The following is a 26,759-nucleotide window of genomic DNA, read 5'->3' on the forward strand; positions in this document are numbered from 1 at the left end:
CGCCGCGGGCCGGCCCGCGGCGGCAAACGTCATGCGGGCAGACGGATCACGCTCGCATCCTTGCGGATCAGCAGCGACGACGCGAGCATCTGCTTGCACTGGTGTGCGAGTACCTTCAGGTCGTGCGTGAGCTCGGCACCCACCGCATCGGATTTCTCCGCGGACACGACCATCGCGTCGAGGTCGCGCGTGATCTGCTTCGACGCGTCGAGCTGATCGGCGGGCGGCGGCTCGCCGGCCTCGGCCTTCTCGAGGTTGTCGAGGATCGCGGTGAGCCCGCGTTCGAGCGTGTCGCCGTGGCTTGCGCCCGGCCCGGCCGCGCACGCGTTGCGGATCAGCGGCGCGGCGGCCGTGATCTGCGCGCCGAGCACGTGGGTCTGCACGAGCAGGTCGTTCAGTTCCGGCACGAAGCGCTGGTGCGCCTTCGGCTCGATCATCATCCGCTGGAACGCCTGCCCGAGATTCGCGAACGCGATGTGCACGTCCTTGCGCGCGAGGCGGTAACGGTAGTCGTCGTCGAGGGTCGTGGCCGGCGCCTCGACGGCCGCGGCGACGACCGGTACGACGGCCGCGCCGTCGGCGGCCGGCACGGGCGGCGGCGACACGCCGCGCCCGGCCCGCCACACGGCCTCGAAATACTTGCGGGTCGCGGTGAGCATGTCGGCCACCTGCTTGCCCATCAGCCGGTATTCCCAGTACGGGAACAGCCGGCTCGCGGCGATCGCGATCATGCAGCCGACCACGGTGTCGATCGCGCGCTCGCCGATGATCCGCATGCTGCCCGGCGCGAGCAGGTGGAACATCAGCAGCACGTACGACGACGTGAACACGACGCTCGCCGCGTAGTTGAACAGCAGCAGGCTGTAGCTCATCACCATCGACCCGAACATGATCGCGATCAGCAGGTGAGGCTCCTTCACCGTGTAGATCAGCGCGATGCTGGCCGCGCAGCCGATCAGCGTGCCGATGATCCGCTGTGCGTTGCGCTGCTTCGTGAGCGAGTAGCCGGGCTTCAGGATGATGATGGTCGTCATCACGATCCAGTACGCGTTCGTGAGCGGCAGCAGCCGGCCGAGCCAGAACCCGACCGCCACCGCGATCGTCACGCGCAGCGCGTGGCGGAAGCTCGGCGAGCGCATGTTCAGGTTCGAGAAGATCAGGAGGGGCGACATCCGGCGGCGCTGCAGGAAGCGCGTGAGCGCCTTGTCGATCTTCAGTTCGGTTTGCTGCGGATCGGCGTGGCCCGACAGGTTGCGGCGCATCCGGTCGATCAGGCGCGTCGCGCTCCAGATGCGCCGGAACGTGGCGAGCACGGCCGCATACGCCTCCGCGTTGGTGGCCGGGAAGTTCTTCTTGCGCATCAGCTCGATCTCGTACTCGATCGCGCGCAGCTCGGCCTTCACGCTGATCCGCGAATGCGGGGCGCGGTTTTCGAGCACCGCGAGGCCGATCTCCTCGAGATCGGCGGCCGCCTTGCGGATCAGGTCGCGATAGAAGATGATCAGGTCCGAGCCGCCGAACGTGTTGCGCACCAGCGGGTAATCGGTGTGCGCGCCGACGAACAGCTCGTGCAGGTCGACGCTGTTGATGAACAGGTTGTACATCGTCGTGCGGCCGGGATCGAGCTTGCCGCGGCGCAGTTTCGGCAGGTTGCGCAGCACGATGTCGCGCGCGGTTTCCTGGGTTTCGACCGCGGTGATCTGCTTGGCGACGAGATTGCGGTAGCACTCGTCGAGATCGGCATCGAGGTCGTAGAACTGCGCGCGCGCGAGCAGGTAGTCGGCGCAGGCGAACAGGCTCTCGGCCAGCGCCTGCTGCTCGATCCGGCGTGCCTGCCATCGCGACACGAGCGTGGCCCAGTACGTGTACCAGAGGCCGCCCGCGAGAATCCAGCCGGCGTTGATGAACGCCTGCAGCGGCGTGAACTTCTCCTCGAGCGTCATCACCATCATGAACAGCGTCGCGAAGCTGATCTGCGGCCAGCGGTTGCCGTAGACGACGATCAGCGACAGCACGAAGGTGAGCGGCACGATGGTGAGCCAGAGCACGAAGATGTTCGGTGTGGCAAGGCCGGTCGCGAGCGCGGCCAGGAAGCCGATCACGCTGCACGCGAGCATTTCGTTGTGCTTGTACTTGAGCGGGCCCGGCATGTCGACGACGCAGGCGCCGAGCGCGCCGGTCGAGATCGTGAAGCCGAGCTCGCGGTTGTGAAACACGATCAGGCACAGCACGGCCGGCAGCGAGACGCCGACCGCGATCCGCAGGCCGCCGAAAAAGTACTGGCTGTAGAAAAACTTTCTGATTTCGACCGAATAGCGCATCGATGGGCTGAATGGCAGACGAAGACGCCCGGGGCGGCGTATTGACTGGCGACGAGTCTATCGTATTTCGCGGCCCGCAAAACCTGGCTTTCCGGCCGAGGTTCGCGGAGGCGGTCCATTTGCTATCCTTGGTGATCCTGTTCGCCCGGCCCTGCCGGCGCGAGGTTCCGACGCCTGCTTCATGCTCCATCTCTTCTATTCGAACCGTCACGAAACGCTGGCCGACGCGCTGCTCGAGGATCTGGCGGCGTTCCCGGCCCGCAACGGCCCGTGGGCGCCGCAACAGGTCATCGTGCCGAGCGCGGCGCTGCGCCGTCGCCTCGAGCTCGACATCGCCGCGCGCAACGGCGTCTGCGCGAACGTCGAGTTCACGTATCTCGCGCAGTGGCTGTGGGCGCAGATCGGCCGCGTGCTGACGGTGCCCGCGCGTTCGCCGTTCGCGCCCGACCGCCTCGTGTGGCGCTGCTACCGGCTGTTCGCGCAGGCGTCCGACGGTGCGCCGTGGCTCGCGTCGCCGCGGCTGGCCGCGTATCTGTCCGCGTCCGACGACGCGATGCGCTACGAGCTTGCCCACCGCGTCGCGGCCGTGCTCGACCATTACCTGACCTATCGTCCCGAGTGGCTCGCCGCATGGCAGGCCGGCGAGTCCGTGCTCGCGGGCGACGGCGCGCCGCGCGGGATCAGCGACGCCGCACGCGACGACGAGCGCTGGCAGGCCGCGCTGTGGCGCGTGCTGCTTGCCGAGCTGAGCGACAGCGGCACGCCGCCGGCGCACCGTTTCCTCGTCGAGGCGCGCCACCTCGATCCCGAAACCGTCGCGCGCGCGCGCACGCGCACGCACTGGCCGGAATCGGTCAGCGTGTTCGCGCTGCCGACGATGCCGCCGCTGCACGTCGCCTTGCTGCGCGAGCTGTCGCGCTGGATCGACGTGCGCGTCTATGCGCTGAACCCGTGCCGCGAATTCTGGTTCGACATCGTGACCGCCGCGCATGCCGAGGCGCTCGACGCGGCCGGGCGCCTCGACTACCAGGAAGTCGGCCATCCGCTGCTCGCCGAATGGGGCAGGCAGACCCAGGCACAGCTGCACATGCTGCACGAACTGACCGAAAGCGCCGCGTCGGGCGACGCGTCGCGTTTCGTCGAGAATCCCGCGCCGACGTGGCTCGCGCGCGTGCAGAACGCGATCCTCGAACTGCGGCCCGAGGCCGAAGCCGGCGATGCCCCGGCCGAGCGGGGCATCGAGGTGCACGTGTGCCACAGCCTCGCGCGCCAGCTCGAGGTGCTGCACGACCGGCTGCTCGCGTGGTTCGACGCCGACGCGAGCCTGCAACCGTCCGACGTGCTCGTCGCGGTCGCCGATCTCGCGGCGGCCGGGCCGCTGATCGATGCGGTGTTCGGCACGGCCGGCAGTGGCGGCGCACGGGTGCCTTACCGCATCACCGGCCTGCCGCCTTCGCAGGCGAACCCGGTCGCGCGCGTGCTGCTCGACTGGCTCGCGTTGCCGGAGCGGCAGGTCGGTGCGCCTGAGCTGGTCGAATGGCTGCGCGTCGACGCGGTGGCGGCACGCTACGGCATCGATGCGACGGCGCTCGAGACGGTGCAGACCTGGCTCGCGGCCGCCGGCGCGCGGCGCGGGCTGTCGCCGCTCGCGAGCGACGATGCGGCCGTGCCGTCGCCGCGTCATACGTTCTCCGATGCGCTCGCGCGGCTCTTTCTCGGTTATGCGATGCCGGAAGGCGCGGCACCGGTCGGCGCGTGGCTGCCGATCGAGGCGGCCACCGGCAGCGAGGCCGAGCTGCTCGGCCGGCTCGCACGCTTTACCGACGATCTCGACGGCTTCGCGCGGCGGCTGGCCGAATCGCATACGCCGCATGGCTGGAGCGAACTGTTCGCCGACACGCTCGCGCGTTTCTTCGATTCGGGCGCCGCGTATGCGGATGCGCTCGCGGGTGTGCGCGACGCGCTCGACGCAATGCTGGCCGCAATGACGGAGGGGGCGCCCGACGAAGCGCTGCCGGCGGCCGTCGTCCGGGCCGGGCTCGCCGCCGCACTCGACGATCCGGCGCGCGGCGGGGTGCCGTGGGGCGGCGTCACGTTCTCGTCGCTGACGAGCCTGCGCGGGCTGCCGTATCGCGTCGTCTGCCTGCTCGGGATGGACGACGGCGTGCTGCCGAGCCTCGCGCGCGCGGACGAATTCGACCTGATGGCCGTGTTGCCGAAGCTCGGCGACCGGCAGCGCCGCGACGACGAGCGCAACCTCTTTCTCGACCTGCTGCTCGCCGCACGCGACCGGTTGCTGATCGCGTACACGGGCCGCAGCATTCGTGACAACGCGCCGTTGCCGCCTGCGGCGCTCGTCGACGAGTTGCTCGATCATCTGGCGATCGTCACGGCCGGGCCCGACGCTGCACCTGGCGAGGTCGATGCCGCGCGGCGCGCGTTCATCGTCGAGCATCCGCTGCAACCGTTCGCGGCCGCGTATTTCCGGCCGGACGGGCCGCTGTTTTCCTATGACGCAGAGCGGGCGACGCTCGCGTCGCTGCTCGCCGCCGAAGCGTCGCGCGACGGCCCGCGCGAATTGCCGTTCTTCGCGCAGCCGCTGCCGGCCGAACCGGTCGAGCCTGTCGCATTCAGCGAGTTCGAACGCTTCTGGCGCCATCCGGCGCGCGCGTTGCTGCGCGGCCGGCTCGGCATCGTGCTTGCCGACGCGCAGGCCGAACTGCTCGACACCGAGCCGTTCGCGCTCGACTTCGCCGGCAGCGATGCGCTCGCCGAACGCGTGCTGCCGCTGCTGATCGAATCGGACGAGGGCGGCGTGCACGATCATGCGCTGCGCATCGCGGACGCGAGCCCCGAACTGCCGGGCGGCGCGACAGGCGCCGTGTGGCGCGACCAGGCGCTCGGCTCGATGACGCAGCTGGCATCGAACGTGCGGCAGGCGCTCGCCGACGGCGCCGAACGCCTGCCGTTCTCGATCGAGGTCGCGCCGGCGTGGCCCGCAGCGGAGCAGGCGCTGTTCGGCGCGCACGATGCGATGCTGTCGGGCGACGCGGCGAGCGCGCCGCTCGAACTGCACGGCACGCTGAATCGCGTGACGGCCGCGGGGCAGATCATCTACCGTTATGCGAGGCCGAGTGCGCGCGACTACCTGTCCGCGTGGCTTGCGCATCTCGTCTACTGCGCGATCGAGCCTGACGGCCCGCGCCGTACGCTGTGGTTCGGCAGCGGCGGCGCGTTCGAGCTGACGCCCGTCGCGGCGCCGCTCGAGCAGCTCGCGCCGCTTGCCGCGCTGTTTCGCGCGGGGCGGCGGATGCCGCTGCGGTTTTTTCCGCGCAGCGCATGGGCGCGGGTGTCCGACGGCGAGGCCAAGGCCGCGAGCGTGTGGATCAACGAGCGGGTCGTGAGCGAAGCCGACGATCCGGCCATCGCGATCGCGTGGCGCGGCGCGCACGCGTCGCTCGACGAGCCGTTCGCCACACTCGCGCGGCTCGTGTTCGATCCGCTCGTCGAGCATCTGAAGGAGGTCGCATGAGCGCCGTGTCGCAGCCGCAGCAGGCGCTCGAGCTCGACGTGTTCGCGTGTCCGCTCGATGGCGTCAACCAGATCGAGGCATCGGCCGGCACCGGCAAGACCTGGAACATCTGCGCGCTCTATGTGCGCCTGCTGCTGGAAAAGGATCTCGGTGCGGACGAGATCCTCGTCGTGACCTTCACGAAAGCGGCGACCGCGGAGCTGCACGAGCGGATTCGCGGCCGGCTCGCGCAGCTTGCGCATGCGCTCGACACGGGCGACGACGGCGGCGATCCGTTCATCGAGCGCCTGCTCGAGACGACGCTCGGCGAAGGTGGCGAGCTCGATCCCGAAACGGCCGCGAAACGGATCCGGCGCGCGCTGCGCGCGTTCGACCAGGCGGCCATCCATACGATCCACGCGTTCTGCCAGCGCGCGCTGCAGGAAGCGCCGTTCGCGGCCGCGATGCCGTTCGCGTTCGACATGGAGGCCGACGACGCGTCGCTGCGCTTCGAACTCGCGGCGGATTTCTGGCGCACGCGGGTCGAACCGGCGGCCGCGCGCTGGCCGGGTTTCGCGGCCTGGCTCGTCGAATCGGGCGCCGGCCCGGCCGCGCTCGATGCGCAGCTTGCGCGCCGGCTGAAGAAGCCGCTCGCCGCGCTGCGCTGGGACGGCGTGAGCGAGCCCGACGAATCGGCCGACGCCGCCGCGGCCGAATGCTTCGCCGAGGCCGGGCGGATGTGGGCGGCCGAGCGCGAAGCGATCGATGCGTTGCTGCGCACCGCCCAGCCCGCGCTCAACCAGCGTTCGCACAAACCCGAAGCGGTTGCCGATGCGCTCGCCGCATGGGCCGCGCATTTCGCACAGGGCAACGCAACGGCTGCACTGCCGAAGGCCGCGCTGAAGCTCACGCGCACCGCGCTCGTGAAGGCGACGAAAAAAGGCGGCGCGACGCCCGAGCATGCGTTCTTCGACGTGGCCGACGCGCTCGAGGCGGCCGTGGCGGCGGCTGAAGCCGCGCAGCGCGCGCGCTGGCTCGTGCTGATCGCCGAATGGCTCGACATGGCGCCGGGCGAGCTGGCCGAGCGCAAGCGCACGCGTCGCGTCGTGTCGTTCGACGATCTGCTGGCGAACCTGTATCACGCGCTGCATGCGCATCCGTGGCTCGCCGAGACGCTGCGCGCACGCTATCCGGCCGCGCTGATCGACGAGTTCCAGGATACCGACCCGCTGCAGTTCGCGATCTTCGACCGGATCTTCGCGCCGGGCGGCCCGCTATTCCTCGTCGGCGATCCGAAGCAGGCGATCTACAGCTTCCGCGCGGCCGATCTGCATACCTATCTGACGGCGCGCGCGCGGGCGAGCGCGTGCTACACGCTCGCGGTCAACCAGCGCTCGACGCCCGCGATCGTCGATGCGTGCAACCGCTTCTTCATGTCGAATCCGCGCGCGTTCGTGCTCGACGGGCTCGACTATTACGCGGTGCGTGCGGGCACGCGCGTGCGTGCGCCGTTCGTCGACGAGACCGATCCGGGCCCGGCCGGCGACTTCCGGGTGTGGGCGTTGCCTGGCGGTGAAGGCACGTTGCTCAAGCGCGATGCGCAGGCACAGGCCGCGCAGGCCTGTGCCGCCGAGATTGCCCGGCTGATGCGCGGCGCGCGCGAAGGGCGCGTGCGGCTCGGCGAGTCGCCGCTGTCGCCGGGCGATATCGCGGTGCTCGTGCAGACGCACCGGCAGGGCAGTCTCGTGAAGCGCGTGCTGGCCGCGTGGGGTATCGGCAGCGTGGAACTGGCGCAGGCGTCGGTGTTCTCGACCGGCGACGCGGAGCAGCTTGAACGCGTGCTGGCGGCGACCGATGCGCCGGGCGACCTGCGGCGTCTGCGCGCGGCGCTCGCATCCGACTGGTTCGGCCTCGATGCCGGCGCACTGTGGCGGATGGAGCAGGGCGACGGTGATGCGTCACGTGAAGCGTCCGCGGCCGACAGCGTCGACGCGATGAGCTGGGTCGAGCGCTTCTCGCGATACCGGCTGCTGTGGCGCGAACGCGGTTTCGCGGTGATGTGGCGCACGTTCACGCGCGAATTGCGGATCGCCGAGCGGCTGATGGCCGGCGCGGACGGCGAGCGTCGCGTGACCGACATCAACCATCTGGCCGAACTGACGCAGGCACGCGCATCCGCGCAGCCGGGCATCGCGCCGACGCTGCGCTGGCTGGCCGCGCAACGGCTCGACGGCGGCGGCGAGGAAGCGCAGTTGCGGCTCGAATCCGATCGCAACCTCGTGCAGATCGTCACCGTGCACAAGTCGAAAGGCCTCGAATACGCGATCGTGTTCTGTCCGTTCCTGAACGACGGCGGGTTGCGCGAGCCGCCCGCGTCGGCGTTGCCCGATGCGCGCGAATACCACGACGATGCGGGCGACGCGGTGCTGCATTACGGGTGCGACGACGAGGCGGCCGCGCATGCGGCGCGGCAGGCGCTGCGCGAGCAGGCCGCGGAGCGCGCGCGGCTCGTCTACGTGGCGCTCACGCGTGCGGTCTATCGCTGCTACGTCGTCGCCGGGCCGTACCTGTCGTCGCGCTCGACGCGCGAGGCGCGGCGCAGCGTGCTCAACTGGCTCGTCGCCGGCGCCGGCCAGTCGTTCGATGCATGGCTCGACGAGCCGCCCGACGAAGCCGCGCTCGATACGGCGTGGCATGCGCTCGCGGGCGGCCCCGTGAGCGTCGCGCCGCTGCCGGCGCCTGCGCGCCCCGAGCGTCTGGCGGCCGGGCACGACGCGAACGAGGCGCTGGCGGCGCGCCATGCGACGCGCGTGCTGCGCGATGCCTGGCGGATGGCCAGCTTCAGTTCGCTGACCGCGTCGATGGCGCGCGAGGAGGCGGGCGTGGCGGCCGTGCCCGATGACGAACTGCGGCCCGACCACGATGCGCTTGCCGCGCTCGCGCCGGATGACGATCCGGGCGATGCGTGGCCGGAGGCCGCGCCGCCGGACGACGACATCCTCGTGTTCCCGCGCGGCGCGGCGGCCGGCGAGTGCCTGCACCGCCTGTTCGAGCTGAGCGATTTCACCGATCCGGGATCGTGGCACGCGGCCGCGCTCGGTGCGCTGCACGACCGGCCGGTCGAGGCCGGGCCCGAACTCGCGGCACGTCTGCCGGCGATGATGGTGCAACTGGTCGATGACGTCGTGCGCACCGAGCTCGTGCCGGGCATGCGGCTCGCCGATCTCGATCCCGCGAAGCGGCTCGACGAAATGGGTTTCCTGTTCCCGGCGCCGTCGCTCGACCTGATGGCGCTACGCCGCCTGCTGGTCGCGCACGGCTACCCGGACGTTGCACTGGAGGCGGGCATGCTCGCCGGTTTCATCAAGGGTTTCATCGACATGATCGTCGAACACGACGGCCGCTTCTGGATCGTCGACTGGAAGTCGAACCATCTCGGCACGACGCCGGACGCCTATGGCCCGCGCGCGCTCGACGTCGCGATGGCCGACCACGCGTATCACCTGCAGGCGCTGCTCTATACGGTCGCGCTGCATCGCTACCTGCGCGGGCGGCTGCCCGGTTACGACTACGACACGCATGTCGCGGGCTACCTGTACCTGTTCGTGCGGGGTGTGCGGCCCGGCTGGCGCAGCGGCGGCGAGCCGGCCGGCGTGCATGCGCGGCGGCCGGCTCGCGCGCTTGTCGACGCACTCGACCGGATGATGGAAGGGGGCCGCGCATGAACGTGCAGGACGATCCGCTCGAATTCACCGGCGGCCTCGTCGCGCGGCTGCCCGAGCCCGCCGATTTCGGCATCGCGCTCGCGGAAGGTTTCGCGCGGCGAATCGGCGATCTCGCTCGCCGCGCCGGCGCGCCGGCCGCGGCCGCGCGCTGGGCGGCGCGCGCGGCGTTCGCGACGAGTCGTGCGACCGCGGGCGGCCACGTGTGCGTCGCGCTCGGCGCGCTCGCGCAGCGCTACGAAGCACCGCTCGACGAGGTTCACGCGGCGCTCGCCGCGAGCGGCGTGGTCGCGTTCGGCACGCTCGCGCGTGGCGACGAGCGGCCGCTGATCGTCGACCGCCACGATCACCTGTACCTGTCGCGCTATTTCGACTACGAACGGCGGCTCGCCGATGCGCTCGTCGCGCAGGCCGGTGCGAGCGTGCCGGACGAAGGTCTTGCGCCCGACCGGCTGCGCGACAGTCTCGCGCGCTACTTCGGGCCGGCGAACGGTGAAGTCGACTGGCAGCGCGTCGCGGCGATCGTCGCGCTGACCGGCCGCGTGACGATCGTCAGCGGTGGCCCGGGCACGGGCAAGACGACGACCGTCGTCGGCGTGCTGGCCTGTCTGCTCGATGCGCACCCGGGGCTGCGCGTCGCGCTGGCCGCGCCGACCGGCAAGGCCGCGCAGCGGATGCAGGAGGCACTGCATGCGCGGGCCGGCGACCTGCCGCAGGAACTCGCGGCGCGCCTGCCCGATACGTCGTACACGCTGCACCGGCTGCTGGGCGGCGGCGGGGCGGCCGGTTTCCGGCATCATCGCGACAATCCGCTGCCGTACGACCTGATCGTCGTCGACGAGGCATCGATGATCGACGTCGCGCTCGCCGCGCATCTGCTCGATGCGCTCGCGCCGGGCGCACGGCTCGTGCTGCTCGGCGACAAGGATCAGCTGGCCGCGGTCGAGGCGGGTGCCGTATTTGCGGAGCTGAGCGCGCGACCGGCGTTTACCGCCGCGGCGCGCACGCGCATCGCGCAGGCGCTCGGCATCGACGAGGCGGCATTCGTCGCGGCGCTGCCGACGCCGGCCGATGCGGAGCCTGACGCAGCCGCGGCGGCGGCTGCGATCGGGCGCACGCCGGTCGCGCCGCCCCCGGCCGGCCCCCGCCAGGCGTCGCTGTTCGACGATGAGCCACCCGCGGCCGTGGCGACGGACGACGAAGCCGCAGGCGACGCCGACGACGCTGACGACGCGCCCGCATGGATCGAGGCCGACGAACTGGCGTGGCTCGACGCGGCCGCGTTGCCGCCGCTCGATGCCGGGGCCGCGCAGCGCGTCGCGGCGATGATTCCCGTTGCTCCGGAGGACGTCGAGGCCGCTGAAGCGGCCACCCCGGCACCGCTCGCGGATTGCGTCGTCTGGCTCGAACGCAACTACCGCTTCGGTCTCGATTCGCCGATCGGACGGCTGTCGCTCGCGATCCGCAGCGGCGACGTGCAGGCCGCGCTCGACGCGCTGCCGGCGAGCGACGCGGCCGCCGCGTCGTTCCACGAGGATGCCGGCGACGCGCTCGCCGCGACGACCGTCGAACGGCTCGCGCGGCGCTTTTCCGCTTATCTGGACGCGTTGCGGGATGCGCTCGCCGCCGCCGTGCCGGACCCGCTGCCGCTGTTCGATGCGCTCAACCGGTTCCGGATCCTGTGCGCGACCCGCAGCGGCTTGCGCGGCGCGGAGCACGTCAATGCGCTCGTGGCCGCGCACGTGCGCCACGCGGCGCGCGTGCCGCTGGCGGTCGGCGCGCACTGGTTCACGGGGCGGCCGATCATGGTGACGCGCAACGACTATGCGCTCGGGCTGTTCAACGGCGATATCGGCATTGCGCTGCCCGACGCGCACGGCGTGCTGCGCGCGTGGTTCCGGCGTGCGGACGGCACCGCACGCGCGGTGTCGCCGGCCGCGCTGCCGCCGCACGAAACCGCATTCGCGCTGACGGTCCACAAATCGCAGGGCTCGGAATTCGACGAAGCCGCGCTCGTGCTGCCGGCATCGTTCGGCCGTGTGCTCACGCGCGAGCTCGTCTATACGGCCGTCACGCGCGCCCGCACGCGCGTGCAGGTGATCGGGCCGCGGCGCGTGCTGGCACAGGCGGTCGCGACGCGCACGCAGCGCGATTCGGGGCTCGCGGCACGCGTCGACGAGGCGCTGGCACGGCGTCGCATGGAGGCGTCGCGATGATGATCCGCAATATGCTCGATCCGGCCGAGGTCGAATGGACGGCCGTGCGCGCGCAAGGCGCCGGCGGGCAGAACGTGAACAAGGTGTCGAGTGCGATCCACCTGCGCTTCGACATCCGTGCGTCGTCGTTGCCGCCCGTCATCAAGGAGCGGCTTCTCGCGCTGTCCGACCAGCGCATCACGCGCGACGGCATCGTCGTGATCAAGTCGCAGGAATACCGCACCCAGGAGAAAAACCGCGAGGCCGCGCTGGCGCGCCTCGATGCATTGATCGCCGGCGTTGCGTTCACGCCGCGCGCACGGGTCGCCACGCGGCCGACGCGCGCGTCGAAGGAGCGGCGGCTCGAGCACAAGTCGCGCCGCAGCGTCGTGAAGTCCGGGCGGGGGAAGATCGTGGATTGACGCGCGTCGTCAGCGCATGATCGTGCCCGCGCTGTCGAGTACGAAGTCGACGCAGAACACGACGAGCCGGCTTTGCGCGCGGATCGCGACGGCGGCCGTATAGCAGTCGCGGCCTTCCGTCAGCGAGAAATGCGGGCCCATCAGCGCGACGCGTCCGGGCGCGGCGATCGCGCGCTGGAAATACGGGCGCCGCGACCAGTTGCTGTGGGTCTCCGGAAAGAGCGGCGCAAGGCGTGTAGTGGCCGGATTGCGCTCATCGGGCTGCGCGCTGATCGACGGCAGGAACTGCTCGCCGGTTTCGTCGGTGACGAACACGCGGCGGGCGGCCGGCACCGCGAACACGCGTTGCGCGGCGTCCTGCAGGTTGCCGCTCGCGGAAAACGCGGCCGCGCCGGTCAGCACGAGCCGCTCGATCGCGTCGAAGCCCGGCTGCTCGGCGCTCGTCTGCGCGTGGCGGCGGGCGATGAAGCGTTGCCACGCGGCGTCGAGCATCGCGGGTGCTGCCGCGCTGGCATGGGCGATCGATGCGTCGGGCTGGCCGAACTGGAAACCCTGCACGAAATCGATGTCGGCTTCCATCAGCGCCTGCAGCGAGTCGTCGTTCTCGACGCCCTCGGCGAGCACCATCGCGCCGGCCTGGTGCAGCATCGACACGAGGTGATGCATGATGCGGCGGTCGTCGGCCGAACCGGTCGAGCGTTCGACGAGCGAGCGATCGAGCTTGACGATGTCCGGGCGCGCACGCCACACGCGGTCGAAGTTCGAGAAGCCGGTGCCGAAATCGTCGATCGCGATCAGGAAGTCGCGATGCTGGATCATGTCGATCGTGCGGGCCAGCGCGGCTTCGTCGCGCGACGGTTGTTCGACGACTTCCAGCACGATGCGGTTCGGCGGCAGCGCGAAATGGCGGCACAGCGCCTCGACGAATTCGCGCTGCACGAGGCCCGAGTCGAGCACGCGCGGCGTGACGTTCAGGAACAGCCAGCCGTCGCCGATGCCCTGCGCGACGAAGTTGGCCGTATGCAGGCAGCGCGCGAGCCGGTCGAGCAGCAGCGCGTCGGCGTCGCCGTGCGCCTTGTCGAACAGGACGCCGGGCGACAGCGTCTCGCCGTTCGCGTCGACGACGCGCAGCAGCGCCTCGTAACCGACGACCCGCTTGTGCGTGATCGACAGCACGGGCTGGAACACGCTGCGCAGCGTCACGCCGCGATAGTCGGTCACCCAGCCGCCGGGCGTCGGTGTGAGACGGTCGAGCAGGGAGTCGAGTGAAAGGCCACGGGTCTGCGGCATGTCAGCGGCGCCCCGGGACGAGTGGCAGCGCAGTGTCGCGGCGAGCCGCCGAAGCGGCCGCGCGCGCAGGCGGGCGCGGTAGAACGAGGTCCATCTTGGCCGCCTTCTGCGGGTAAGTGTTCGGAGTGTAACGGGATACGCCCGGTTGGCGTATCAGGGTAACTCCACACGCTCTGCGCGTACAACCCGGTCCGGCGGGAAGGCGCGCGGCGGCATCGACATGGATCAGCGAAAGCCGTGATGCGGGAGCGGCGGCGCGGACGCAAAAAACGCGCCCATGCGGGCGCGTCCGGTTCGCATCCGGGCGGGCATCGCGCCCGTCGACGCCCGCGCGTTCGTCAGGTCGCCGGCCGCATGCCCGGCAGCCGCTTGATCACGCCGGTCGCGAGCGCGGTGCCGACGAGCACGATCGCGCAGCCTTCGATCATCACGGCCGACACGTGTTCGCCGAGGAACAGCGCGCCCCACAGCAGGCCGAACACCGGAATCACGAACGTCACGGTGATCGCGCGGGCGGGGCCGACATGCGCGATCAGGTAGAAGAAGATGAAATACGCGATGCCCGTGCAGGCGATACCGAGCGCGAGCACCGAGCCCCATGCGTGCGCGCTGACCGGCGCGGCCGGCCAGGTGGCGATCGCGAACGGCAGCAGCAGGACGGTCGAGCCGATCATGCTGCCGGTCGCGTTGACGAGCGGATCGACGCCGGTCAACTTGCGCTTCGTGTAATTGGCCGCGATGCCGTACAGCAGCGTCGCGCCGAGTGCCGCGGCGGCGGCGAGCGCGGTCGCGGCGGCGCCCGCTTCGCCATGCGCATTCGCGATCTGGTTCCACACGAGCGTGAGCACGCCGGCGAACCCGATCACGAGGCCGAGCGCACGCGGCAGCGACAGCTTGTCCTTCAGCCACAGGTAGGCCACGAGCGCGCCCCAGAGCGGCGTCGTCGCGTTGATCACCGACGTCAGGCCGGCCGACAGCGTCAGCTCGGCGAACGCGAACAGGCAGAACGGGATGCCCGAGTTCAGTGCGCCGACGACGAACAACGGCCATGCATGGCGGCGCAGTTGCGCGCCGAGCGTGGCGGGCGCAATGCGCGTCAGCGCGAGCCCGAGCAGGAACAGTGCGCCGATACCGACCCGCAACGCCATCAGCGGCGCCACGCCGAGATCGACGACGCCGATCCGGATAAACAGGAACGACGCCCCCCACAGGGCGGCGAGCACGGTCAGCAGGCAGGCATTTTTAGGTGACATCGGTCGTGACGCGCAGGGCAGGGAAGGGGAGTTGCATCTTACACCGCGCTTCCCGGCCGACGTTTCACGATCGGACGAAATGACAAGAAACGGTAGATCGGCGGCGGCTCGCGAGCCGTCGCGCGCGGCCGTCAGTGGTGATGATGCCAGCCGCCGCGTCCGCCGAAGCCGAAATTGAGCGATAGCGCCGGTCCCCAATAACCGCCCCATGCAGGCGCATAGGCCGGTGCCGGATAGTAATAGGCGGGCGCGGGCTCGACATACACCGGTGCGGTCTGGACGGGCGCCGCCGCGTAATAGCCGGACGGATAATAGCCGTACGGGTAGTAGCAGCCGGCGAGCGTCACGCAGGCGAGCGCCGCGGCGACGAGGGTCCTGTTCATGATGTCTCTCCGGCGAGGCAGGCGAAGCGCCGATGCTTCAGCTTACGCTGCGTGTGCGTGACAGGGTATGCAAAACGGTAACGGATCATTTCGCGTACCGGTACGGAAACCGCTGCGGGAACCGCCGCGGACATCGCATTGCGCAATGCACAAGATGCTACGTACTCCACATCGCACCGTCATCCATGCGGTCCACGCCGCCGGCGCGCATGCGAAAACGGCGCTTCCGCAAGCGGGTAGCGCCGTCCGGTCCGGCTCAGCCTGCGCGCCGCGAGGGCGCGGCGGGCTTACTTGCCGACCTGGTTGCCGATGATGCCGCCGGCCGCCGCGCCGCCGAGCGTCGACAGCGCGTTGCCGCCGATCGCCGCGCCGGCGACGCCGCCGACACCTGCACCGATTGCCGTATCGCGCTGGCGTCGCGACATCGAATCGCAGGCCGACAGGCTGGCCACCGTCGCGACGAGAAGAGCGCATACCCCAAAACGCCGAATCGAGTTCATGATCGTTGTCCTTGTGGTAGTGAACGGAGGTCGCGCGACCGATCGGTGGCCGCGCTTGAAACCAATCTACGCGCCGTCCCGTGGGGCTGCTGTAAGGACTTGTTAGAGCGTTCGCGCTTTCGTAATGATTTGTTTCCCGGATGCCGGCGGGTACGCAACGTGCGCAAAAAAGCCCGCTCGAAAGCGGGCTCGTGCAGCGCGGAGCGATCCGGCGCTTATTGGACGCTCATTGGGACGCTCATTGCCGGTGATAGATCTCGGCGCCGGTCTTGACGAACTCGACCGCCTTGACTTCCATCCCCTTCTTCAGCGCTTCGGTTTCCGACACGCCCTGCTGCGCCGCGAACTCGCGCACGTCCTGCGTGATCTTCATCGAGCAGAAGTGCGGGCCGCACATCGAGCAGAAATGCGCGACCTTCGCGGAATCCTTCGGCAGCGTTTCGTCGTGGAATTCGCGGGCCTTGTCCGGATCGAGACCGATGTTGAACTGGTCTTCCCAACGGAACTCGAAGCGCGCCTTCGACAGCGCGTTGTCGCGCACCTGCGCGCCCGGGTGGCCCTTCGCCAGATCGGCCGCGTGCGCGGCGAGCTTGTACGTGATGATCCCTTCCTTCACGTCGTCCTTGTTCGGCAGCCCGAGGTGTTCCTTCGGCGTCACGTAGCACAGCATCGCGGTGCCGAACCAGCCGATCATCGCGGCACCGATGCCGGACGTGATGTGGTCGTAGCCCGGCGCGATGTCGGTGGTCAGCGGCCCGAGCGTGTAGAACGGCGCTTCCTTGCACCAGTCGAGCTGGAGATCCATGTTCTCCTTGATCAGCTGCATCGGCACGTGGCCGGGGCCTTCGATCATCACCTGCACGTCGTGCTTCCACGCGATCTGCGTGAGTTCGCCGAGCGTCTTCAGCTCGCCGAGCTGCGCTTCGTCGTTCGCGTCGTAGATCGAGCCGGGGCGCAGGCCGTCGCCGAGCGAGAAGCTCACGTCGTACGCCTTCATGATTTCGCAGATCTCTTCGAAGTGTTCGTACAGGAAGCTTTCCTTGTGATGCGCGAGGCACCACTTCGCCATGATCGAGCCGCCGCGCGACACGATGCCCGTCATCCGGTTCGCGGTGAGCGGCACGTACTGCAGGCGCACGCCCGCGTGGATCGTGAAGTAGTCGACGCCTTGCTCGGCCTGCTCGATCAGCGTGTCGCGGAAGATTTCCCAGGTGAGATCCTCGGCCTTGCCGTTGACCTTTTCCAGCGCCTGGTAGATCGGCACCGTGCCGATCGGCACCGGGCTGTTGCGGATGATCCACTCGCGCGTTTCATGGATGTGCTTGCCGGTCGACAGGTCCATCACCGTGTCGCCGCCCCAGCGGATCGCCCACGTCATCTTGTCGACTTCCTCGCCGATCGACGACGTGACGGCCGAGTTGCCGATGTTCGCGTTGATCTTCACGAGGAAGTTGCGGCCGATGATCATCGGCTCGGATTCCGGGTGGTTGATGTTCGCGGGAATGATCGCGCGGCCGCACGCCACTTCCGAGCGCACGAACTCCGGCGTGATCTCGGCCGGTGCGTTCGCGCCGAAGGCCGCTGCGCCGAACGCCTGGCCCGGGTGCTGGCGGCCCATCATCGCCGCGAGCTTCGCGCCGTTCGGGCCGCTCGCCTTCAGGCTCTCGAGGTACTCGGCGCGGCGCTGGTTCTCGCGGATCGCGATGTATTCCATTTCCGGCGTGATGATGCCCTGGCGCGCGTAGTGCATCTGCGTGACGTTCTTGCCGGCCTGTGCGCGGCGCGGGTTGCGGTGCAGGCCCGGGAACCGCAGGTCGGCGGTGGCCGGGTCGGCCGCGCGCTCGAGGCCGTACTGGCTCGACAGGCCGCGCCGAGCACCTCGGTGTCGCCGCGTGCCTCGATCCAGCCCTGGCGCAGCGCGGCCAGGCCCGCGCGGATGTCGATCTTCGCGTCCGGATCGGTATAGGGGCCCGACGTGTCGTACACGTAGATCGGCGGATTCTTTTCGCCGCCGAAGCCGGTCGGCGTATCGGCCTGCGTGATTTCGCGCATCGGCACGCGGATGTCGGGCTGCGAGCCGGTTACATAAACCTTGCGCGAATTGGGCAGCGGGGCGACAGCGGCGGCGTCGACGTGGGCGTCGGCGGACAGAAACTTCGGATTGGCGTTCATGCAATCTCCTGTACGAGCGCCGGACAGGCGCTTCGGCGCTTGCCCGGAGCCCTTGACGAATGTGGGGCTCGAGCTAAGCAGGAGACGAGGGCTTGGTGAGGCGGCGGATTTCGTCAGAAGGATGGCGGCGAAATCCGTACGCTTCCCTGCGCTGGCATTATCCAGATCAGGTTCAAAGGGTATTTCTCACCCGCAATGCCGGTTGTTTGACCGAGCGCATTGCAGGACCCCCGCGTTAGCAGCGCACACGATACACTGGCTTCGCGGCGGTTTCAACCGGGGACAGATCCGTGCCGGATGCACGGCCGCAGCATCGCGCGGCGCGTGGCGGCGGCACGGCGCGCGCCGAGCAAGGGGGCGGCGGCCGCGCGGACACGACAGCGCAGCGCAGCATCACGCGGCTGCGCGCGTCGCAAAAAAAAATTTCGCGACGGCCTGTCATATGGCGCCGCGTCGTCCGTCTATTCGGCTCCTTAAACCCATGTTTTGGAGAGATGTCATGAAAAAAGCACTGATGGCAGCCTGCGTCGCCGGCCTTGCGTTCGCGGTGACGGGCGCTTATGCGCAGAACGATGCGATGTCGAAGGACCAGGCGCCGATGTCGAAGGACGCGATGGGCCACGACGCGATGTCGAAGGACGAAGGGATGCAGAAGGACGGCATGAAGAAGCACGCGATGAAGAAAGATGCGATGAAGAAGGACGCGATGTCGCACGACCAGATGGGCAAGCCGAAGCAGGACGACAAGATGAGCCCGTCCAACTGACGGGATGGTTCGCGCGCGGCACGTGCCGCCCGCCCGGTCATGCGTTCGCGACAGCGGGCGCCGCCCGGCCGGCGCGGCAGCCGCGCCACTGGAGGAGTCTTCACCATGCAAACCGCTCCCGCTACCGGCCGCGCGACCGCCACGCCGCCCGCGCGCCCGATTCATCCGCTGTGGGTGCGCGCGAGCCACTGGCTCAATGCGCTCGCGGCGATCCTGATGGTGCTGTCCGGCTGGCGCATCTACGACGCGTCGCCGATCTATCCGCCGTTCGTGTTTCCGCACGGCATCACGCTGGGCGGCTGGCTCGGCGGCGCGCTGCAATGGCATTTCGCGGCAATGTGGCTGCTGGTCGGCAACGGGCTGTTCTACCTCGCGATGTCGATCGCGACGGGGCGCCTCGCGCGCAAGATGCTGCCGGTCACGCCGGCGTCGATATGGCGCGACGTGCGCGCCGCGCTGGGCGGACGGCTGTCGCACGACGACCTGAGCGTCTACAACGCGGTGCAGCGTGCCGCTTACCTGACCGCGATCGTCGATCTCGTCGTGCTGGTGCTGTCGGGGCTCACGATCTGGAAATCCGTGCAATTCCCGCTGCTGCGCGAATTGTTCGGCGGCTACGACAACGCGCGTGTCGTGCACTTCTGGGCGATGTCGCTGCTCGTCGCATTCGTTGTCGTTCACGTCGCGATGGCGCTGCTGGTGCCGCGCTCGCTGCTCGCGATGCTGCGCGGTCGCTGAGCGGCCCGCGCGACCAAGGAGATCATCATGTCCGAACCCGAAGACACGCGCGCGCGAGCGCGCTGGACGCTCGACCGGAAGTCGCTCGAACTCGACGTGCGCCGCGAGCTCGAGATGCCGTCGCGGCGCCTCTTCAACCGGCGCATCCTGACGCTCGGCGGCCTGACGATGCTGACCGGCTGCACGTTGCAGGACGACGCGTCGGTCAACACGTTCCTCGAGACGGTGTCGCGCATGAACGACCGCGTGCAGGCCTGGCTGTTCAGCGGCGAACGGCTCGCACCGACCTATACCGAAGCCGACATCACGCGACCGTTCCCGTTCAACGCGTACTACGGGATCGACGACGTGCCGCACGTCGATGCGTCGACGTACCGGCTCGTGCTGTCAGGACGCGTGACGGGCAAGCGCGTGTGGACGCTCGACGAACTGTATGCGCTGCCGCACGCGGAGCAGATCACGCGACATATCTGCGTGGAAGGGTGGAGCGCGATCGGCCGCTGGGGCGGCACGCCGTTCGGCGCGTTTCTCGCACGGGCCGGCGCCGATACAAGGGCGAAGTACGTGGGCTTCAAGTGCGCGGACGATTACTACGAGAGCATCGACATGCCGACCGCGCTGCATCCGCAGACGCTGCTCGCGTTCGACTACGACGGCCGCCGGCTGCCGCCGGAATTCGGCTTCCCGATGAAGCTGCGGATGCCGACCAAGCTCGGCTACAAGAACCCGAAGCACATCATGGAGATCTTCGTGACCGATACGTATCCGGGCGGCTACTGGGTCGATCAGGGGTACAACTGGTTCGGCGGGTCGTAAGCGCCGCGCGGCGCACGGCGTGTGCCGCGCGCCACGTGCGCCGGTCAGAAGGTTTCCCAGTCGTCCGCGCCGCCTGCCGTGGCAAGCGCCGGTGCGGCTGACGAAGCCGCGGGTGCCGGCGCCGGACGGGCGGCGACGCGCCGCGCGACCGGACGCGCAGCCGCTGCGCGCGGTGCGGGAGCGTGCGCCTTGAGTGCCGCGGCCGGCGCGGCCGCGCCGCTGTCGGCGAGCTTGAACACCGCTATCGCGCGCTTCTGCTGCCCGGCCTGCTGTTCGAGCGATTGCGCGGCGGCGGACGCCTGTTCGACGAGTGCCGCGTTCTGCTGCGTGACTTCGTCCATCTGGCCGACCGCGATGTTGACCTGCTCGATCCCGCGGCTCTGCTCGTCGGACGCGGCCGAGATCTCCGCGTTGATGTCGGCGACGCGGCGAATCGCCTGCTGCACGTCGCCCATCGTGCGGCCGACCGCTTCCGCCTGCGCCGAGCCGTCGCGGACCGTCTCGACCGAGCGCTGGATCAGTTCCTTGATTTCCTTTGCCGCCGTCGACGAGCGTTGCGCGAGACTGCGCACCTCGCTCGCCACGACCGCGAAGCCGCGGCCCTGTTCGCCGGCGCGCGCGGCCTCGACCGCGGCGTTCAGCGCGAGGATGTTGGTCTGGAATGCGATGCTTTCGATCAGCCCCGTGATGTCGGCGATCTTCGACGAGCTCGCGCTGATTTCGGTCATCGTCACGAGCATTCGCTGCACGACCTCGCTGCCGTTGTCGGCGACCTCGGACGCATTGGTCGCGAGCGTCGTCGCCTGGCGCGCGTTGTCCGAGTTCTGCTTGACCGTCGCCGTCAGCTCTTCCATGCTCGCGGCGGTTTCCTGCAGCGACGCGGCCTGTTCCTCGGTGCGCGACGACAGGTCCATGTTGCCGGCCGCGATCTCGCTCGACGCGACCGAGATCGATTCGCTCGACGCCTTGATCCCGCGCACGATCTCCGCGAGATGCGTGTCCATCTGGCGCAGCGCGACCAGCAGGCGGCCGAATTCGTCGTTCGTGCGGATCTCGATCGCGTTCTCGAGATGGCCTTCGGCGATGCGCTGCGCGGTGTTCATCGCGATGCCGAGCGGTTGCGTGATCGCGCGCTGCAGGTACTGCCATGCGCCGATCGCGGCAGCCACGCCGATCGCGACGATGCCGAGCAACGCCCACAGAAGCGTGTGGAACGTGTCGTTGCCCTGGTCGGCCGAATCCTTGACCTGCTTCGCGTTGATCGCGATGTCCTCGTCGATGCTGTCGGTGACCGCGGTGCCGAGCGGGCGGATCTTGTCGATCGCCGCCGCCGTTGCGTCGGCGTTGCCCGATTCTGCCGCGCCGAGTATGGTCGACGCGAGCGCGCGGAAATCGCCGAGTTGCCCGGCGATGCGGTCCGCGAGCTTGCGCTCGTCGGCGGCCGTCACCTTCGCCGGGTAGTAGTCGTTCCACGCGGCCAGCATCTTTTTCTCGCGCTCGCGGATGCGGTCGGCGAGGTTCTTCACCTCGGCCGCGTCACGCGTCGTGACCAGCTGCGCCAAGCCGAGGCGCATCTGCAGCGCGCCCGCCTGGGTGGTCGCCAGGTCCTCGATCGGCACGGTGCTGTCGGTGTACATCGCACTCATGTCGGAACTCAGCGTGGCGAGCCCCCGTATTCCTCCTAGTCCGATTGCGATCATCACGATCACGCAAGCGCCGAATGCGATCGCGATCTTGAGCTTGATGGTGCCTGTCAGCTTGTTCATACCCAGCTACCCATGTGAGAAAAACCTGTTGCTTCCCGAGCCCGCATCGACGCATTCGTCAGGTTATTGAGCTGAAATCTCAACATGTGGGCGGGATTGATGGTCGGGTATACGGCAACGCGAATCGGTTCATTAGGAAAAGTGAACCAACAGGATCAAATATTCGATGCCGTGAGCAAACGTCAGTCAACAGCCTTTCAAAGACTGTCGAAATTACTTTCGAATGTGTAATGTCATGTCTTGGCGCACATTCGATCGAGTAAGCTGTCGACCCGGAACGCGCGCGCCGCGCGTCAAGCCGATTCGCGCACGTGCATTTCGACGCGCAGGCCGACCGCCGCCGCCATGTTGACGAGCGCGTCGAGCCCGAACAGGTTGATCTTGCCGCGCAGCAGGTCGGAGACGCGCGGCTGTGTGATGCCGAACAGCTTCGCGGCCTGTGCCTGGCTGATTTCCATCCGCGTGATGTGGTGCTTGAGTGCGATCATCAGTTCGGAGCGCAGCTTCATGTTCTCGGCTTCGGCCGGGGTGTCCTCGATCGCGTCCCAGACGCTGGAAAAGTGTTGCTTGGTCATCGCTTCAACTCCATCAACATGTCGCGGTAACGCCGGGTGGCCAATGCCACGTCTGCGTGGCGGGTTCGCTCCGTTTTCTTCTGGAAGCAGTGAAGCACATAGACGGCGTCGGCGAAGGTCGCGACGTAAATGATCCGGAATGCACCGCTCGCATCGCGCAGGCGAATCTCGCGCGCGCCGCGGCCCACCGTGGTCATCGGCTTCCAGTCGTCCGGCGCCAGGCCGCGCTGCACCTGGTCGATCTGGTGGCCGGCTTCGCGTCGCGCGGCCAATGGAAAGGCACGCAAGTCGTCGAGGGCGCTGCCGAGAAAGACGACGGGCCTGGGAGCAGGCATGAGTGGATTATACAAAATTTTGTATTGATTGAAAGCGTGGAACGAGTCGGATGAATGCCGCTCCGTCCTGAAGCAGCATCGGCGTGCGTGCGACGCGCGAGCGCACCGCATCGTGACGATAGCCTCGGCGCAGTCGATAAAGTGCGTTGTTGGCCGAAGGGGAGAGGGGCGGGTTCGACGCCCGCATCCGGCCGCCGGACGTGGCGATTCCGGCCGCAGGGGCGCCGGACGACGGTGCGTCGCGACCGAAAAAACTGTCGCGCCGAAACGTCAGTCGATTGCCTTTCAGACAGGTCCGACGATGCTTTCGAATCCTTGATGCCATAATGCCGAGCATGCGCTACCGCTGCGGTGGCGCGCGTTTTCTGTCCCTCTGCCGCCGGCCCCGCCGGCTTACTTCGTCGCCGTTCGCATCGTCATGTCGTTCCGCACGTTCGCTCTGCCTTCCCGGTCCCGCCAGGGCCGTTTGCCGGCATCGCCGGCGTCTTTCAGCGGAGCACGCGGCGCGACGTGCGGGCAGGCTGCGCAATGACGCCGCTCGACCGTCTCCTCGATTTCCTCGCCCGTTTCTCCTTCCGGATCCGCCTGCCGCAAAGCCGCGGCGGCCGCGTCGCGCTGGCGCTCGTCTTCATCTATTTCGTCTGGGGTTCGACCTACAGCGGCCTGCATTTCGCGCTGCAGTCGTTCCCGCCGCTGCTGCTGTCGGGGCTGCGCAACCTGCTCGGCGGGATCGGCCTGTTCATCTTCGCGCTGCGGCGCAAGCCCGAATGGCCGACGCCGCTCGAAATCCGCAATGCGGGGATCGTCGGCACGATGCTCGTCGCGCTGTCGTCCGGCACGATCGCGCTCGGGATCAGTTCGGTCAGCAGCGGCTCGGCCGCGGTGATGGTGGCCACGGTGCCGCTGTTCGCGACCGTGATCGCGGCGGTCGCCGGGCGGCCGGTCACAAAGGGCGAGTGGGCGGCCGTCGCGCTCGGGATGGTCGGCATCGTCGTGCTGAATTCGGGCGGTGCGGCCGCGCAGAATTCGGCGCTCGGCACGATCTGCGTGCTGGCCGGCGCGCTGTTCTGGGCCGGCGGCGCGCATCTCGCGACGCGGCTCAAGCTGCCGTCCGACCTGTTCCTGTCCACGTCGCTGCAGATCGGCCTGGGCGGCATGATTTCGACGCTCGTCGCCTGGCTGATCGGCGAGCGCATCGAGCACGTGATGGTGGGGCCGGTGTTCGCGTTCCTGTACCTGATGGTGTTCTGCACGATGGCCGCGTACGTTGCGTACGGCTACCTGATCCGCCACACGAGCCCGATCATCGCGAGCAGCTGCATGTACGTGAACCCGATCGTCGCGGTCGCGCTCGGTGCGCTGCTGCTGGGCGAGCCGGTGACGATGGCGACCGTGGTCGCGACCGTCGCGATCCTCGGCAGCGTCGGGTTGTCGTTCGTGTTCGATCCGGCGCGGCGGCGCGTGTCGCAGACGGCGTCGGCGAGCGTCTCGACGCCCGTGACCGCGTCCACCGCATCCGCACCAGAGCCCGCCACGGCGCCGGCGCCTGTAACGACGTCGACTTCAGCGCCTGCACCGACGCAGCCGACGATGCCGGCGTCCGCACCCGAGCCGACGCCGGCGGCGACCTATGCGTCAGCGCCCGCGTCGAGCATCAAGCCGGTGCCCGGCGCCCCGGCGGCCGACGCATGACGGCGACACGCGCGGCTGCGGCTTAGCCGCCGCGCTTGCCGCCCCGATGATGGCTCGCGCCGGCCAGCGCGGTGAACACCAGCCCGGTCGCGCACAGGCCGATCCAGCCGAACGCGTGCCATGCGGCCACACCGGCCGACGAGCCGAGCGCGCCGCCGATGAAATAGCACACCATGTACACCGTGTTCACGCGGCTGCGCGCCTCGGGCTTCAGCGCATAGATGCGCGACTGGTTCGAGATCTGCGCGGCCTGCACGCCGACGTCCAGCACGATCACGCCGATCACGAGCCCGACGAGGCTCGAGCCCGACAGCGCGAAGATCACGAACGACAGCGCGAGCAGCGCGATCGCGAGCGAGATGATCGCGCGCGGGCCGCGCTTGTCCGCGAAGCGGCCCGCGTAGGGCGCCGCGAGCGCGCCCGCCGCCCCGACGATCCCGAACAGGCCGGCTGCCTGCGGGCCGAGATGGAACGGCGCGCCGGCGAGCAGCAGCGTGAGCACGGGCCAGAACGCGCTGAATGCCGCGAACAGCGCGGCGCCCGTCAGGGACGCTTCGCGCAGCCCGCGCAGTTCGACCGCCAGATGCCACATCGAGCCGAGCAGCTTGCCGTACGACAGCGTCGACGTCGGCGAACTGCGCGGCAGCCGCAGCACGATCACGGCGGCGAGCGCGACGAGCGCCGCGACCGACGCGGCGAACACCGCGCGCCAGCCGAAATATTCGGCGACGAAACCGGCGGCGGTGCGCGCGAGCAGGATCCCGAGCAGCAGGCCGCTCATCACGGTGCCGACCGCGTGCCCGCGTTCGGCCGGCGGCGCGATCTCGGCGGCGAACGGCACGGCCTGTTGCGCGATCGTCGCGAGGATGCCGATCGCGAGGCTCGCGACGGCAAGCACGGCCAGCGACGGCGCGGCGGCCGCGACGATCAGCGCGACCGACAGGCCGGCGATCTGCATCAGGATCAGCCGGCGGCGGTCGAAGCGGTCGCCGAGCGGCGCGAGCAGGAACATGCCGGCCGCATAGCCGAGCTGCGTCGCGGTCGGCACCGCGCCGATCCACGAAGCGCCGTCGGGAAACGCGGAGCGGAAGCTGTCGAGCAGCGGCTGGTTGTAGTAGATGTTCGCGACGGATACGCCCGCGATCGTCGCGAGCAGCAACAGCAGGCTGCGCGAATAGTGGGGCGAGGCGGCGTCGGTCGGATGGTCGGGGGCTACGGAAGACATGGCGATACGGGGCGCTCGGGTATGACGTGACCCGCGCGGGCGCGGCGGCTGGCGCCGGCGCGCGCCGGGCATCGGTCGGGGCAGCCGATGATACCGGAGCCGTGCGAAACGTGCCGGCCGCGGCTTTGCGCGGCCGAGCGCGCGTCGGCAGGGCGGAGCGGGTGGAGTGCGAGCGGCGGTCGGGGTTGCCGCGGCACCCGAACGGCTGCCGCGGCCGTGCTCAGTCGACCAGCTCGCCCGTCGGCTCGTAGAACGGATAAGGCCCGGCGCCTTCATCGACATATACGTGATGCGTGATCACGCCGGCATCCGGCGTATGGCGATGCACGGCGAACGCCGGCGGCTCGAGCCGGAATGCGGACGGCGCGTCGGTCCGCAGGTCGAAGGCGACCTGATGCGCGGGCGACGGCACCGCGGCCGCGAGCGTGCCGCCGAAGCGCGTGAACATCGTGCGATGCACGTGGCCGCACAGTACGCGCTCGACGTTCGGATGCGCGCGCAGCAGCGCGTCGAGTTTCGCGGCGGCGGCGGGCGCGAGGCGCAGCTTGTCCATGTGGCCGATCCCCGCCGAGAACGGCGGGTGATGCAGCGCGACGATCACGGGCCGGTCGCGCGCGGCGTCGAGCTGCGCGGCGAGCCATGCGAGCCGGGCGTCGCACAGGTCGCCGTGGCTTGCACCGGGCACCTGCGAATCGAGCGCGAGCACGCGCACCGCGCCGACGTCGAACGCGTACTGCACGAATTCGCCCTCCTGCAGCTCGGCGCGATCGGCAAACGCGCGGCGCAGCCCGGCGCGGTCGTCGTGATTGCCGATCATCAGGTAGTACGGAATCTCGAGCGGTGCGAGCAGGTCGCGCAACTGCGCGTATTCGTCGTCGCGGCCGAAATCGACGAGGTCGCCGGTGACGAGCACGGCGTCGGGGCGCGGCACGAGCGCGTTCAGTCTGTCGATGCAGCGCGCGAGCGCGGCCGCCGTGTCGACGCGCCGGTACGCGAGCTGGCCCGGACGCTTGATGTGGAGATCGCTGATTTGAGCAAGCAGCATCGTCGTTCCTCGGATCGTGTTTTTGTCGTAAG

The 26,759-nt window shown here is 69.3% G+C and carries 18 protein-coding genes, 1 pseudogene and 1 riboswitch; of the genes and pseudogenes, 8 read left to right on the forward strand and 11 right to left on the reverse strand.

Annotation, left to right across the window (positions count from 1 at the left end; translation table 11 throughout):
* Positions 1-29: 29 nt before the first annotated feature.
* Positions 30-2,321, reverse strand: a complete 2,292-nt coding sequence (locus tag WT26_RS09385) for an FUSC family protein (RefSeq protein WP_069272696.1) — start codon at positions 2,319-2,321, stop codon at positions 30-32.
* A gap of 181 nt (positions 2,322-2,502) precedes the next feature.
* Between WT26_RS09385 and recC the strand changes: the two genes are divergently transcribed.
* Genes recC through arfB form a run of 4 tightly spaced genes read left to right on the forward strand, consistent with a single transcriptional unit; the run spans position 2,503 to position 12,171 of the window.
* On the forward strand, positions 2,503-5,853 hold the full coding sequence (gene recC / locus WT26_RS09390) for an exodeoxyribonuclease V subunit gamma (RefSeq protein ID WP_069272697.1): 3,351 nt from the start codon (positions 2,503-2,505) through the stop codon (positions 5,851-5,853).
* The gene (gene recB, locus WT26_RS09395) at positions 5,850-9,557 is read left to right on the forward strand and encodes an exodeoxyribonuclease V subunit beta (RefSeq protein WP_069272698.1); all 3,708 of its coding nucleotides are present in this window, start codon (positions 5,850-5,852) and stop codon (positions 9,555-9,557) included. The genes recC and recB overlap by 4 nt, the downstream gene beginning before the upstream one ends.
* Positions 9,554-11,770, forward strand: coding sequence for an AAA family ATPase (locus WT26_RS09400; protein ID WP_069272699.1), 2,217 nt, complete (start codon positions 9,554-9,556; stop codon positions 11,768-11,770). Before recB ends, WT26_RS09400 begins: the two co-directional genes overlap by 4 nt.
* Positions 11,767-12,171 carry an alternative ribosome rescue aminoacyl-tRNA hydrolase ArfB gene (arfB, locus tag WT26_RS09405; protein WP_069272700.1) on the forward strand — a complete coding sequence of 135 codons (405 nt, stop codon included), beginning with the start codon at positions 11,767-11,769 and terminating at the stop codon, positions 12,169-12,171. Before WT26_RS09400 ends, arfB begins: the two co-directional genes overlap by 4 nt.
* Positions 12,172-12,180: 9 nt before the next feature.
* Here the strand turns inward: arfB and WT26_RS09410 are convergent, their stop codons facing one another.
* From WT26_RS09410 to thiC, 5 genes and pseudogenes are all read right to left on the reverse strand, one after another.
* Complete coding sequence (locus WT26_RS09410) at positions 12,181-13,461, reverse strand: EAL domain-containing protein (protein WP_069272701.1); 1,281 nt, start codon at positions 13,459-13,461, stop codon at positions 12,181-12,183.
* 338 nt (positions 13,462-13,799) lie between these two features.
* On the reverse strand, positions 13,800-14,714 hold the full coding sequence (locus tag WT26_RS09415; RefSeq protein WP_069272702.1) for a DMT family transporter: 915 nt from the start codon (positions 14,712-14,714) through the stop codon (positions 13,800-13,802).
* Positions 14,715-14,845: 131 nt separating this feature from the next.
* Positions 14,846-15,097, reverse strand: coding sequence for a hypothetical protein (locus WT26_RS09420; protein WP_069272703.1), 252 nt, complete (start codon positions 15,095-15,097; stop codon positions 14,846-14,848).
* Positions 15,098-15,384: 287 nt separating this feature from the next.
* Positions 15,385-15,597: a glycine zipper 2TM domain-containing protein gene (locus WT26_RS09425; protein WP_011545020.1), complete on the reverse strand. Its 213-nt coding sequence runs from the start codon at positions 15,595-15,597 to the stop codon at positions 15,385-15,387.
* A 238-nt stretch (positions 15,598-15,835) separates the two neighbouring features.
* A pseudogene (gene thiC / locus WT26_RS09430) lies at positions 15,836-17,769 on the reverse strand (phosphomethylpyrimidine synthase ThiC).
* 125 nt (positions 17,770-17,894) lie between these two features.
* Positions 17,895-18,011: riboswitch (TPP riboswitch) on the reverse strand.
* A 257-nt stretch (positions 18,012-18,268) separates the two neighbouring features.
* On the opposite strand from thiC, the gene WT26_RS09435 reads away from it, so the two are divergent.
* The 3 genes from WT26_RS09435 to WT26_RS09445 all read left to right on the forward strand — a co-directional run bounded on the left by WT26_RS09435 (position 18,269) and on the right by WT26_RS09445 (position 20,089).
* Positions 18,269-18,535, forward strand: a complete 267-nt coding sequence (locus WT26_RS09435) for a pentapeptide MXKDX repeat protein (RefSeq protein ID WP_069272704.1) — start codon at positions 18,269-18,271, stop codon at positions 18,533-18,535.
* Between the two features lie 105 nt (positions 18,536-18,640).
* Entirely contained in the window at positions 18,641-19,273 is a 633-nt protein-coding gene (locus WT26_RS09440) for a cytochrome b/b6 domain-containing protein (RefSeq protein WP_069272705.1), read from the forward strand.
* A gap of 27 nt (positions 19,274-19,300) precedes the next feature.
* Entirely contained in the window at positions 19,301-20,089 is a 789-nt protein-coding gene (locus tag WT26_RS09445; protein WP_069272706.1) for a molybdopterin-dependent oxidoreductase, read from the forward strand.
* Between the two features lie 44 nt (positions 20,090-20,133).
* On the opposite strand, the gene WT26_RS09450 is transcribed toward WT26_RS09445, so the two are convergent.
* The 3 genes from WT26_RS09450 to WT26_RS09460 all read right to left on the reverse strand — a co-directional run bounded on the left by WT26_RS09450 (position 20,134) and on the right by WT26_RS09460 (position 22,780).
* Positions 20,134-21,855 carry a methyl-accepting chemotaxis protein gene (locus tag WT26_RS09450; protein WP_069272707.1) on the reverse strand — a complete coding sequence of 574 codons (1,722 nt, stop codon included), beginning with the start codon at positions 21,853-21,855 and terminating at the stop codon, positions 20,134-20,136.
* A gap of 293 nt (positions 21,856-22,148) precedes the next feature.
* Positions 22,149-22,430, reverse strand: a complete 282-nt coding sequence (locus WT26_RS09455; protein WP_069272708.1) for a helix-turn-helix domain-containing protein — start codon at positions 22,428-22,430, stop codon at positions 22,149-22,151.
* Positions 22,427-22,780, reverse strand: coding sequence for a type II toxin-antitoxin system RelE/ParE family toxin (locus WT26_RS09460; protein ID WP_069272709.1), 354 nt, complete (start codon positions 22,778-22,780; stop codon positions 22,427-22,429). The genes WT26_RS09455 and WT26_RS09460 overlap by 4 nt, the downstream gene beginning before the upstream one ends.
* 513 nt (positions 22,781-23,293) lie before the next feature.
* On the opposite strand from WT26_RS09460, the gene WT26_RS09465 reads away from it, so the two are divergent.
* Entirely contained in the window at positions 23,294-24,457 is a 1,164-nt protein-coding gene (locus WT26_RS09465) for an EamA family transporter (protein WP_069272710.1), read from the forward strand.
* Between the two features lie 22 nt (positions 24,458-24,479).
* On the opposite strand, the gene WT26_RS09470 is transcribed toward WT26_RS09465, so the two are convergent.
* Positions 24,480-25,682: an MFS transporter gene (locus WT26_RS09470; protein WP_069272711.1), complete on the reverse strand. Its 1,203-nt coding sequence runs from the start codon at positions 25,680-25,682 to the stop codon at positions 24,480-24,482.
* A 220-nt stretch (positions 25,683-25,902) separates the two neighbouring features.
* Positions 25,903-26,727 (reverse strand): phosphodiesterase, encoded by an 825-nt coding sequence (locus WT26_RS09475; RefSeq protein ID WP_069272712.1) that lies wholly within the window; start codon positions 26,725-26,727, stop codon positions 25,903-25,905.
* Positions 26,728-26,759: the final 32 nt, after the last annotated feature.

The sequence above is a fragment of the Burkholderia cepacia genome (assembly GCF_001718835.1).
GTDB classification, from domain to species: domain Bacteria; phylum Pseudomonadota; class Gammaproteobacteria; order Burkholderiales; family Burkholderiaceae; genus Burkholderia; species Burkholderia cepacia_F.